The organism is Methylosinus sp. Sm6 (assembly GCF_019802345.1).
Taxonomy (GTDB): domain Bacteria; phylum Pseudomonadota; class Alphaproteobacteria; order Rhizobiales; family Beijerinckiaceae; genus Methylosinus.
The window spans coordinates 1-12,250 of sequence record NZ_JAINDZ010000065.1 but is presented as its reverse complement, the minus strand read 5'-3'; the positions used below and the strand labels follow the sequence as shown (position 1 = coordinate 12,250).

Below are 12,250 nucleotides of genomic sequence, written 5' to 3'. Positions count from 1 at the left end.
CGCTCAGCACGTCGTCGCCCGAGCCGCTGTAGACGTTCTCGATATTACGGATCGTGTCCTCGGCGACGCCGTCGACCAAGGCGACCGTATAGGCCGACCCCTTCAGCGTCAGCACGACCGACTCGAATTTATTGCTGTAATCGAGCGTATCCACGCCCGCGCCGCCATTCAGCGTGCCGCCGCCGCCGCCGCCCCTCAGTATGTCGTTTCCGCCGCCGCCGTCCCAAAGATTCACCGAGCCATCGCCGCTCAGCACGTCGTCGCCCGAGCCGCCGTAGACGTTCTCGACGTTGCGGATCGTGTCCTCGGCGACGCCGTCGACAAGGACGACCGCAGTGCCAGACCCATTCAACGTCAGCACGACCGATGCGGTCTTGTCGCCGTAATCGGCAGCGTCGACGCCGGCGCCGCCGTCCAGAATATCGGCGCCGCCGCCGCCCTTCAAGATATCGTCTCCATCCCTTGCCGACAGTAAATTTGCGAGACTGTCACCCACCAGCGTATCCGCGTCCGAACTGCCATACACGTTTTCGATGTTGCGGATCGTGTCCTCGGCGACGCCGCCGACCGTCACGATCGCATTCATGGCGCCGTTCAGCGTCACGACCACCGACGCCGCTTTGTCGCTGTAGTCGGCCGTGTCCACGCCTGCGCCGCCATCCAGCGTATCGGCGCCGCCGCCGCCTCGAAACAAATTCGACAGCCCATCGCCTACCAGCGTGTCCGCCCCGGAGCCGCCAAGCACATTCTCGATATTGCGGATCGCGTCCTCGGAGACGCCGCCGACAGTCACAACCGCGTTCGTCGCGCCATTCAGCGTCACGACCACCGATGTCGCCTTGTCGCGATAGTCCAGCGCGTCGACGCCCGCGCCGCCATCCAGCGTGTCAGTGCCTCCATCGCCTTTCAAAATGTCGTTTCCGTCCCCTCCCGGCAATACATTTGCGAGATCGTCACCCTTCAAAATGTCATTGCCGGAGCCTCCGGTCACATTCTCGATATTGCGGATCACATCCTCGCCGGCGCCGCCGACCGTCACGCTCGCATTGGCCGCGCCGTTCAGCGTCACCGTCACCGACGCGGTCTTGTCGCTATAATCGGCTGTATCGACGCCGTCGCCGCCATCCAGAATATCCGCGCCGCCGCCGCCCTTCAGCGTGTCGTTTCCGCCGCCGCCGTTCAACACATTCGCCAGCTCGTCGCCCGTCAGCGTATCCGCTCCAGACCCTCCGGTCACATTTTCGATGTTGCGGATCGTGTCCTCGTCGACGCCGCCGACCCTCACCGTCGCATTCGTGGCGCCGTTCAGCGTCACGACCACCGACGCCGTCTTGTCGCTGTAGTCCGCCGTGTCCACGCCCGCCCTGCCATCCAGCGTGTCGGCGCCGCCGCCGCCCTTCAACGTGTCGTTTCCGTCGCCGCCGTTCAATACATTCGCCAGGTCGTCGCCGCTCAGCACATCGTCGCCCGAACCTCCGGTCACATTCTCGATATTGCGGATCATGTCCTCGGCGACGCCGCCGACCGTCACAACCGCGTTCGTCGACCCGTTCAGCGTCACGACCACCGACGCCGCCTTGTCGCTGTAGTCCGCCGTGTCCACGCCGGCGCCGCCGTCCAGCGTGTCGGCTCCATCTCCGCCCTTGAGCGTGTCGTTTCCGCCGCCGCCGCTCAACACATTCGCCAGCTCGTCGCCCGTCAGCGTATCCGCTCCAGACCCTCCGGTCACATTCTCGATATTGCGGATCGTGTCCTCGGCGACGTTGCCGACCGTCACGCCCGCATTGGTCCCGCCGTTCAGCGTCACGACCACCGACGCCGTCTTGTCGCTGTAGTCCGCCGTGTCCACGCCTGCACCGCCATCCAGCGTGTCGGCGGCGCCGCCGCCGCGCAACACATTCGACAGCCCGTCGCCTATCAGCGTGTCCGCCCCGGAGCCGCCAACCACATTTTCGAAGTTGCGGATCGTGTCCTCGGCGACGCCGCCGACCGTCACGCTCGTATTGGCCGCGCCCTTCAGCGTCGCCACGACCGACGAGGTCTTGTCGCCGTAATCGGCAGTGTCGACGCCGGCGCCGCCGTCCAGAATATCGGCGCCGCCGTCGCCCTTCAGCGTGTCGTTTCCGCCGCCGCCGTTCAACAGATTCGCCAGATCGTCGCCTGTCAGCGTATCGGCGCCCGAGCCGCCGGTCACATTCTCGACGTTGCGGATCGTGTCCTCGGCGACGCCGTCGACCGTCACAACCGCGTTTGTCGGCCCGTTCAGCGTCACGATCACCGACGCCGCCTTGTCGCTGTAGTCCGCCGTGTCCACGCCGGCGCCGCCGACCAGCGTGTCCGCGCCGGCTCCGCCGGCAAGAACATCGTCGCCCTCGTTTCCAGTCAGCGTATCGTTGCCTCGCCCGCCTTTCAAAAGATTTGACCCGGCATTGCCGGTCAATGTGTCGCGGCCGTCGCCGCCGAAGCCGTTGGCGAGATCGCCTCCGACCGTCACGGTCTTGCCATTGATCGACGCAGTCGCGCCGGCGCGAAGATCGATGATGTTGTTTCCGGTCGCCGCCGCAGCGTTGAAGCTGTCGTTCACTGTCGACGGCGAAATCGTTTTTCCGCCGGCATATTCGTCGGTGAAAATCCATTGCTGTGGGTCGGACGCGCTCGCCCCGAAGAAGCGAATGCTCCAATTGTTCGAAGGCGTCACCTCCTGGCCCGTCGACTTGCGAATGATCCGAAGAACCCACAGATCGCTGCCGGGATCCTCTCCGCGATATTTCACGGAACCGTATACGAATTGAAGATGCCGATGCCCGTCGGGCGTGGTGACATAGCTCGAAGCGGAGGGAACCGATTGCTCGCCGTCGAGCAGGACAGAAGCTTGGCTTTCGACGTAGTTGTAATTGGTAAGAGTATAGATCTTGCCGTACCAATCCAGCGTGGACACGGTCGTATGAACCGGCTCGAGGATGACCTTGATGTCGTTGAGAGGATAGGCATCGACATCAAGATCGACAGAGGCCTCGATATGCTCCACCCGCGTGTTGGACACCGGCGACGAAGACGATGTCGTAGGGACGCCCGCGCAGCTCGTAGCGCCGTCCGCACGGCGCAGATCGGCGACACGGCGTCGTTGGCGAGCAGCAGCGCGACGACGCGGTCGGCGCCTTTGGCGTGCAGTTTCGACGCGACCGCGAGCAGCCGGTCGGCGCGCGCCACGCCAGCTCGGCGGCGAGCGTCGGCGCCTCCCGCGCCTCCCGCGCCGCCAGCGCCTCCAGCCACTCCGGGCCGCCCGGCCGCGGCGGCCGGCCGAGCGACCCCATGCGCAACGCCGGGTGCAGAAACATCGTGGGCCGAGCGCGACATCGGCCGCCCACCCACGAGGAGTTCCGCCTCGCCGCGGCGTGTCGCGGGCGGCGCCCGCGCCAGCGCGGTTAGCGGCTGGGCGCGGGCCGCGTGCGCTTGTCGTTTTGTCACCTGCGCGCCGTCGTCGCATTTGCCGACGAATATCGCGATCATCGAGGCATTTGTCGGCGAGAGAATTACGACGACGGACCTTGGAAAGAGCGACTGGCGCGTTCTGATCCGATAGGAGGGTGGCGGCGCATGCGGTTGCGTCAAAACCTCCGACGCCACGCGGTGAACCCACACGAGTCGATCATCCAAATTTGGTCCGACGCGCTCCATTCATCAGATGACAGCCCACGCCCTGTATCGCCCACGCCCGGTCAACTCGCGAAGGTTCCCCTTGAACAATTCCTCGCTACGCTCCGATCGTTCAAGGTGCCCGCCTTGTAAGCACGAATCCTCGAGCATGGAGAGGTCGCCTGGTGACAGCGAAATCCTCTAAAAGGATCGCGCCAGTATCGCGATCATGAAAGCGCTTGGACGTGACTTTTCGCTCGTTTATGATTCGACCACCATGAATTTGTTGCTTCGAAGGGATTTCTCATGGCGCGTAAGACCATTGCCGAACGCATCGCCCAGCTCGACGCCGGCAAGAAAGCCCTGCAAGCTCGCCAAGGAAAACAGGAACGCGCCGAGATACGCGCCGCAAGGTTCTGCTCGGCGCTCTCGTTCTGCATCGGCTGGAGAGCGGCGGCGATCAGGAATTCTCCAAGCGCCTCGGCTACTGGTTACGCCGCGAGCTCCCTGGGTTCCTCACGCGCGATTCTGACAAGGCTCTGTTCGCCGATCTACTCTGGCATACGGAGGAGAAGGTTACGGCTCCGCCGCTGCATGAAACAGAACCAGCCGATGCCTCGGCTTAGCCTAATTGGCTGACGATAACGACCACGATGAGCGCCGCCGCTTCCGGCCAGCTCGCGTTCGAAATGAGCCACAATTTCTATTCGCGAGAGGTCGACCATGCAGACCAACATCGCTCCCACCGGAAAGCGCTCTTCTAGTTTCTCCAATGGGTTCTTGTTCATGGGCGCCATGCTCGCTCTGGCGCTCTCGTCCATCGTCTATGTGGCGGCCGATAACGCGCTCGAGGAACGACCGACCTGCGATCGAGCTTTCAAAGATTTCATGGCGGCGACCCACGATCGACAAAATAGTCGCCGCGGATCGACCGAGCTTTCGGGGCCGGCCGTCCGCGGCGGGGTCAGCGACGTTTCGAGATCACAAAGCTCACGGAACGCGGGCTGTTATCTCGCTGCATTTGCGAACTTATGGCACACCATAGCAATAGTTCAGAAGCGTGGCTACGGCGCCCGATGCAGGCGATGTCGTGTGATCGTTCAAATATGCGACGAACAGCCTCAATTCGGTTTCTTCTGCGGTTGTACGCGTCCGCGCCGTGGTGTTGGCGATGATGACGCCGTCCTGAATGATCGCATTATAATGGCCCGCGCCCGGCGATATCGACTGGTGTCGCGTCGACGCCACATTCACGGCGCCCGACGAGCAGATTTGTGATTTCGCGACATAGCCGAACGTCTCGGTTCCGGCGACCACCGCATTGTAGATGGAGGCGATATCGGCGTAGGTGGAATGGACCAATGCGTTGGTCGAGCTCACGGTATAGTGATTCCAGAGCTCTTGTGTCGCTGCGAGGCCATAAGGGGCCGATCCGGGGGCGGCGATGCCGACGCCTTTCGTGGTCCAGCCCGAGGGCAATCCCGAACTCACGTTCCATGTGCCGGTGTTGGTGTAGAGCTCGAGATATCCTTGCGCATATTGGAAGAGATAATTCGCGCTCGCGGGGCTCGCCCCGGTCGTCCAAGTGGACACCAGAGAAGGATAGGTGCTGTATAAAGTCAGCGGGCGCGAGACATCCGCTGAGAGAAACAGATCATAGTGCCCCCAGGCGTTGGGATTGGTGGTGGCGCAGGTCGGCGTTGTGGCGCAGCTGCCGGTGATTTGGCTCAGGAGATTGCCAGACGCCCCGGATGTATAGGTCACGTCGTAGTCGTAACCATAGGTCGACAGTGCATAGGTCTTGAATTTTCCGATGATTTCGTTCAGCGGATTTGCGAAGTTCGCTGCGACCGCGACATGGATCGTGGTGGTCGCCTGAGCCGGCGGCGGGGCGGCCATCAGAGCGGCGACAGCCGCCCCGGCGAGAACCAGTTCTTTTATCATGCTACTCGACATGATTACCTACCTCTTTCGGTAACGGCAGACTCGAGCCTGCACTCTCGTCGAACCAATAGGTATTATGTTTACATATCGAAATTTGCATATCGCTCCACCGGCGTCAAGAACAACATTCCATTATTTTCGTTATGACTGCCATTTTTATTCAAACGTCGCCGCAACTACAATAAAATTGTCGTGCGCCAACGCTCTTCGGATCACGCCCCCGCGAGCGCTCCGAATAGGCAAATCGAGTGCCCTTGCAACACCCCCCGAGACGTCATCCCCCGCCACGGGTGACGGCGCGCTGATCGCACCAGTCTTTCCAAAGCCCCATCAATGCCGCCGAAAGATTATTTCCGAACCTCACAGCATCATTGAGCGGCGAGGACGCGACTTGCTCGCGCAAACGAAGACGCAGCGACGCCAGCTCCTGCGGATGCTCGGCCCAATCGACGGCCAGCTCGACATAGTCGTCGACGCTATAGGTGCAGAAATGCGCGAGCCCGGCTGCGGAGAGATGCGTCGCGGAGTGGCGTCCGGCGAATGTCTCGCCGACCATCGTGACGACCGGAACGCCCATCCACATCGCCTCGAGCGTCGTGACGCCGCCCGAATAAGGAAAAGGATCGAGCGCGAGATCGACCCTTTCGACATAGGCCTGGAGGAGCTTCTGCTGATCGGATTCGCCGATGAGCTCCACGCGCTCGCGCGAAAGGCCGCCTTTCTCGAGCATCTGGTAGACCGACTCCTGCGTCGTCGACTCCTGCAAGCCGCCATAGACGAGAAGAATTCGCCCGTTCGGGACGCGCTCGAGAATTCGCGCCCATGCGCGGGCCACTTCGGCGTTGAGCTTCGCCGGACGATTGAAGCATCCGAAGGTGAATGTCCCGCTCTCGAGAAAAGGAAGCGGACCCACATCGGGCGCGCGCAAGGGCGGCTGATAGCAGACATAGCAGTCGGGAAGACGAATGATCGGCTCCACATAATATTCATCGTCGCAGGGCGGCGCCTCGACGGGATCGGCGATGAGCCCGTCATAGGTGTCGAGGCCGATCGTTCCGACATAGCCGGCCCAGCTCAATTGCACCGGCGCGGCCCGTTGGGCGAACAGGGTCAGGCGACATCCATGCGTATGGCCCGAGAGGTCGAACAGCACATCCACGCCCTGCTCGGCGATGAGGGCGGCCAATTGGCCGTCGTCGAGATCGGAGACGTCACGCCAGCTCGCGGCGACAGCCTTGTATCGATCGCTGAATTCGTCGTCCTGGCGCTTGCGATCCGTCTTGTAGCAGAAGATCTCATAGCCGAGCGCTCCCAATTGCTCGAAGGCGCGCAGCACGAGATAGGTCACCGCATGGCGATGCATGTCGGCCGAGACGAGGCCCAGCCGCGGCCGGCGGCCGGGGTCGGGATCATTGGCGAAGGCGAAGCGATCTTTAGGCTCGCGCGGGCGATAGAGCGCCGCCCATCTCTTATGCGCGTCGAGCAAGTCCTTCTTCGTCACGCCCGTTTTGTGCTGCAAGGTGAACAATAATCCGCCGGCGATGTCGGCGTTGCCCGGATCGAGCTCGCCTGCCCGGCGATAGCTCGTGACCGATTCGTCGATGCGGCCCTGCCCGAGCAGGCCGAAGGCGCGCAAAGCATGATATTCGCCCGATCGCGGCTCCAGCTCTATGGCGCGGTCCACATGTTTCAGGCCCATCTCGCAATGGTGATGGCTGATGAGGAAATGAGCGAAAAAATATTGCGGCAGAGCGATGTCCGGCGCGACCTTCGCCGCCATTTCGAACAACATGCCCGCCTCGCGCTCGCGCTCGTTCTTGCCGAGCTGCGTTCCGAGCACCAGCATCGTTTGGTAATTCTTCGAATCGAGCGCCACCGCCGCATGAAGGTCCTGCACGGATCGCTGCTGATTTCCATTGATCGCATGGGCGAGGCCGCGCAGCCGATACGCATTGATATAGGCGGGATCGAAGGCCAGCGCGCGATCGAAGGCGACGATCGCCTCCAGCGGCTTGCCCTCGGACAGAAGAGCGAGACCGAGATTGAACTGATGGTTCGGCATTCCGCCAAATAGAGTCAGCGCCTTTCGCAGATAGGGGATGCCTTCTCTTCGACGGCCGAGGCGCGCATGGCAGGCGCCGATCTCGGCGAGAGTGGGCGGATGATCGGGCGTCATCGCCAGCTCACGCTGAAACGCTTCGATCGCCTCCTCGAAGCGATCGAAGCGAGAGAGCGCGATGCCGTGACCATAATGAAAGCGCGGTTGATCGGGCGCGCAACGGACCGCCTCCTCGAATTCATGCAATGCTTTCGTCCAGCGATCGGCGCGCGAATATTCGACGCCTCTGTCGTGGTGCTTCTGACCCCGCCGAATCTGCAGCGGAGACGACGGGGAAGCCGGCGCGGACGGCCGCGGCTCGATCATCATCTCGTCCGATAGAAGGTTCTTCAGATTTGTGACCATTTTCCACGGCCCGAAACATTGTGCTGGAGCTTTGGCAGCATAGGCCGAGAGATCGACACCCGTCAAATAGTTCGGTTACATAAATACGCAGCGCTTTCCGATCGATCGATCAGAGCTCGCTCCGACCGGTCCGATTGGATCGGATTGCCTCCGGAGGCTGCTCAAAAAACTCGCATAGTGGCCGAGTCCACGTCTATTTTGCAATCAAATCGGTCGATTGCTCATCGCCGCAATTTTCGACAGCCAATTATTGGCGTTGTTTATCATATAATTAGGTGGAACAGCGCCGTCCGGGCGACGGGCCCGGCGAGATGGTCCCCGGGTTGACGTGGAAGGGGTTTGCTCTGCACTATCGAATATCAATATATAACGATGACGCTAAGAGACAGCCTGATGACGATCCCCGAAAAAATTCGCTCGCACGCCGCCGCTCCGTTCCTTCCTCGTCGCCATTCGCCTCTCTCCGATCGTGCTCGGGGATTGCAGGCGTCTTTTGCGACGATGACGGCGATCGCGGCGGTTCTCGCTCTTCCGCGTTTCGCCTCCGCCAATCCGGCCGGAGGCGTCGTGGTCGACGGCTCGGCGACGATTTCCTCCGCCGGCAGCGTCACCAATGTCGCGCAGTCGACCAATCGCGCCATCATCGATTGGCGGAGCTTCTCCGTCGCCTCGGGCGAGACCGTCAATTTCATTCAGCCGAGCACGCTCTCCGCCACGCTCAACCGCGTCGTTGGCAATGAGAGCAGCGTCATCGCCGGCGCGCTCAACGCCAATGGCAATGTGTTCATCGTCAATTCCGCCGGCGTGCTGTTCACCAGGAATGCGCAGGTCAATGTCGGCGGACTCGTCGCCTCCACGCTCGACATCTCCAACAAGGATTTCATGGCCGGAAACTATGTGTTCTCCGGCTCCTCCTCCTCCGCCGTCGTCAATCGGGGAACCATCACCGCGGCCGATGGCGGCTATGTCGTGCTGCTCGGCCGCACAGTTTCCAATGAGGGAGCGATCACAGCCAGGCTCGGCTCCATCGCGCTCGCCTCGGGCGATCAGATCACGCTCAATTTCGGCGGCGACTCGCTGCTCGACGTGACGATCGACAAAGGGGCGTATGATGCGCTGGTCGAGAACAAGGGGCTGATCAAGGCCGACGGCGGCCGCGTCGTGATGACCGCGAAGGCGGCCGATGCGGTTCTCTCGGCGCAGGTCAACAACAGCGGGCTCATCCAGGCGCGCACGCTCACCGATCTCACCGGCGGCTCGTCGTCGAGCGGCACGGTGAAGATCGGCCGGATCAAGCTCATCGCGCAGGGCGGAACGACCAAGGTCTCCGGCAAGCTCGACGCCTCCGCGCCCAATGGCGGCAAGGGCGGAACGATCGAGACCAGCGGAAACAAGGTGACGGTCGCGGACGGCGCCGAGGCGACGACGGCGTCGTCGACGGGGGAAACCGGGAGCTGGATCATCGATCCGGACGGCTTCACCATCGCGTCGAGCGGCGGCGACATCACCGGAGCGCTGCTCGGCAGCCTGCTCGCAAATAACAATATCACCTTGTGGTCCACGAGCGGCGGCGGAAAGGACGGCAACATCTATGTCAATGACGCGGTGCGCTGGTCCGGCAGCACCATCCTCACGCTGAATGCGACGAGAAACATCTATGTGAATGCGGCGATCACCGCGACGGGACGGAGCGCCGGCCTGGTGTTGAATTACGGCAATTACGCCTCGGCGGGCAAGGCGACCTCCGGGACCGATTACTATATCGACATGGACACGGGCGGGAAGGTGACGCTGAGCGGGTCGAGCGCGAGCCTCGTGATCAACGGCGCCGCCTACACGCTGCTCCACAGCATGAGCGAGATCGCCGCCTTCACCGGCCAGACGGTCACCGGCAATTATGCTCTGGCGCAGGATCTCGACGCCTCGGGAACGACCTACGCCAACTCGCTGATCGACACATTCATCGGCACATTCGCGGGCCTCGGCCATAGGATCAGCAATCTGACGATTTCCTCTGGATCGAACGGCGCGAATTTCATCGCCACAATGGGCGGGTTCTTTGTCTCCGATCCCGTGACCATCCGAGACATCGGGATGGCGAATGTGTCGATGACGGGAGGCGGCCGGTCTGCGGGGCTGATCGGCATGAATTACGGCGGGACGGTCTATAACGCTTACGCGACCGGAACCGTCGTCGGCAATGGCAGCGATGTCGGCGGCCTGGTCGGGGCGAATTTCGGCGGAACGATTTCCAATTCGCATGCCGATGTCGATGTCGCGGGCGTGACCGATGTCGGCGGCCTCGTGGGATGGAATATGGCTTTCGCGCTCCGCGGTCTCGAAGGGGTCATCGAAAATTCCTATGCCACGGGAAATGTGACGGCCTCTTCGGCCACCTCTAGCCGCTCGAACTTCGGCGGTCTCGTCGGATTGAACTATGGCGCAATCAGCAATTCCTACGCGACAGGAGCGGTCGACGTCGGCGCTGCGAATTCGAACAACGGCGATCTATCGAATGTCGGCGGTCTCGTCGGCAATAACGGCTATTTTTATCTCAATGTGTTCGGCAGCTATGTCGGCACGATCGTCAATTCCTATGCGACCGGAAATGTGACGTCGCCCGGCAGCAATATCGGCGGCCTGGTCGGAAAAAGCAACGGCAATATCAGTCGCTCCCACGCCTCCGGAAATGTGACGAGCACGGCCGCCACCCCAGGCGGCGCGGAAAATATCGGCGGCTTAGTCGGATTGTCCGGCGTCAGCGAATACACCAATTATACCGGTGTAAGTAGCGGCAATATCTCCGACAGCTATGCGACCGGCAATGTCTACGCCCCCAACGCCTACAATGTCGGCGGGTTCGTCGGCGGGGTGAGCGGTTCGTCGCTCAACAACAAGGAAACCCACGGCACGATTTCCAACAGCTGGGCGAGCGGAAATGTGACGGGCTATATGACCGTCGGCGGGTTCGTCGGGTTCAGTGTCCGCAGCGCGATTTCCGATTCGTCGGCGAGCGGCAATGTCAACGCGATATTGTTCGGCGCCGGCGGCTTCGCCGGGACCAATGCGTTCGGCACGATCAGCAATTCGACCGCGAGCGGAGACGTATCGCAGGGGGGCGCCGACGGCAGCCTCACCGGCGGTCTCGTCGGCTATAATTACGGCGTGATCGAGAACTCCTCCGCGACCGGCAGCGTCAACGGCGGCGGCGGCGGGTTGGTGGGCTATAACGACCCCGGGGGCACAATCATCAACAGCACCTATCGCGACGCGAAGGCGGAAGCGCGCGCGGAGGCCGAGGCGAAGGCGGAGGCGAAGGCGCAGGCCGCCCGGATCCAGCAGGCGGCTCTCTCGGCCGGCAATGTGATCACGAACACCGCTGCAGACGCGTCCTCGACCCCCCCGAAGCCGGCCCTGTCGACGGCGGCGGGCAAAACGGCCGTCACGGCGGCGGTCACTCCCTCCGTCGACGAAAATATGCAGGGCGCGGAGCCGGCGGAAACACCGCCTCCCGTGGTCCGCGCGCGTCCTCGCCGTGTGGCGGCGCTCGCCGCGCATAAGCCGGAAGCCCGACGCGGCGCCGGTTTTGGCGCGCGCATTCGTAGCATCGAGGTCGACGGTCAGCGATTCGAATTTAACGACGGAAAGAATAATGTTCCCGGAACCAACGCAAGGTAATGGAGTGTAAGGCGACGAGAGCGGCGTCGGTACCCGGATAGACCGTATATTGCAGACGTTTTTGATGCGCCTGTTGAGAACGACGACTGCGCCTTGCTTTCGGACTCGATCAATTCCGGCGAACGTAAAGTCGGGCATCGCTGCCAGCCAGCATCTGGCGATCGATTTGGCCTTTGGCGTCGGCTGCGAGCACGCATTCCATCAGCGGGTAGTATTGGCGGCCGTGGTAGGAGACCAGCAGCAAGTCGACGTCGGCGTTGAGCGAGTCGACGACGCCGGAGCAAATGTCGTGGCGGTAGACGGGGTTCTGTCGCAAATTTTGTCTACAGGCGCGACGGGGTGAGTGAGAATGACGTGTCTCAGGCGGCGAGGGAATAGAATTGCTGCGCGGGACGCATTTCGTTCGTCGTTCGCATCTGCCCCTTCGATCCCAGAAAGCGTCGCGGCAGCCGATCGAAATGATTTGAAACCCAGCGTCGGACGCGTCACGCGTTTCACTGCTCGATGGTCCTGCTCGACGATATTATT

6 protein-coding genes and 2 pseudogenes are annotated in these 12,250 nt (G+C 62.1%); 2 read left to right on the top strand and 6 right to left on the bottom strand.

The window, feature by feature from the left end:
• Both K3F48_RS22675 and K3F48_RS25065 read right to left on the bottom strand, forming a co-directional pair.
• A partial coding sequence (locus K3F48_RS22675; RefSeq protein ID WP_370631478.1) for a hypothetical protein occupies positions 1-3,043 on the bottom strand: 3,043 nt, incomplete at its 3' end.
• 638 nt (positions 3,044-3,681) lie between these two features.
• Positions 3,682-3,807 (bottom strand): helix-turn-helix domain-containing protein, encoded by a 126-nt coding sequence (locus K3F48_RS25065; RefSeq protein ID WP_222577712.1) that lies wholly within the window; start codon positions 3,805-3,807, stop codon positions 3,682-3,684.
• 135 nt (positions 3,808-3,942) lie between these two features.
• Here K3F48_RS25065 and K3F48_RS24660 point away from each other — a divergent pair.
• Positions 3,943-4,262: pseudogene (locus K3F48_RS24660) on the top strand (mobilization protein).
• 403 nt (positions 4,263-4,665) lie between these two features.
• Here K3F48_RS24660 and K3F48_RS22665 read toward each other — a convergent pair.
• Together K3F48_RS22665 and K3F48_RS22660 are read right to left on the bottom strand one after the other, a co-directional pair.
• Complete coding sequence (locus K3F48_RS22665; RefSeq protein ID WP_222577711.1) at positions 4,666-5,592, bottom strand: substrate-binding domain-containing protein; 927 nt, start codon at positions 5,590-5,592, stop codon at positions 4,666-4,668.
• Positions 5,593-5,854: 262 nt separating this feature from the next.
• Positions 5,855-8,005, bottom strand: coding sequence for a glycosyltransferase family 41 protein (locus tag K3F48_RS22660; RefSeq protein ID WP_222577714.1), 2,151 nt, complete (start codon positions 8,003-8,005; stop codon positions 5,855-5,857).
• 432 nt (positions 8,006-8,437) lie between these two features.
• On the opposite strand from K3F48_RS22660, the gene K3F48_RS22655 reads away from it, so the two are divergent.
• On the top strand, positions 8,438-11,722 hold the full coding sequence (locus tag K3F48_RS22655; RefSeq protein WP_222577710.1) for a GLUG motif-containing protein: 3,285 nt from the start codon (positions 8,438-8,440) through the stop codon (positions 11,720-11,722).
• A gap of 109 nt (positions 11,723-11,831) precedes the next feature.
• Here K3F48_RS22655 and K3F48_RS22650 read toward each other — a convergent pair whose 3' ends face one another.
• Together K3F48_RS22650 and K3F48_RS22645 are read right to left on the bottom strand one after the other, a co-directional pair.
• Positions 11,832-12,038, bottom strand: a complete 207-nt coding sequence (locus K3F48_RS22650; RefSeq protein WP_222577715.1) for a hypothetical protein — start codon at positions 12,036-12,038, stop codon at positions 11,832-11,834.
• Between the two features lie 107 nt (positions 12,039-12,145).
• Positions 12,146-12,250: pseudogene (locus K3F48_RS22645) on the bottom strand (DDE-type integrase/transposase/recombinase); the annotation flags it as partial.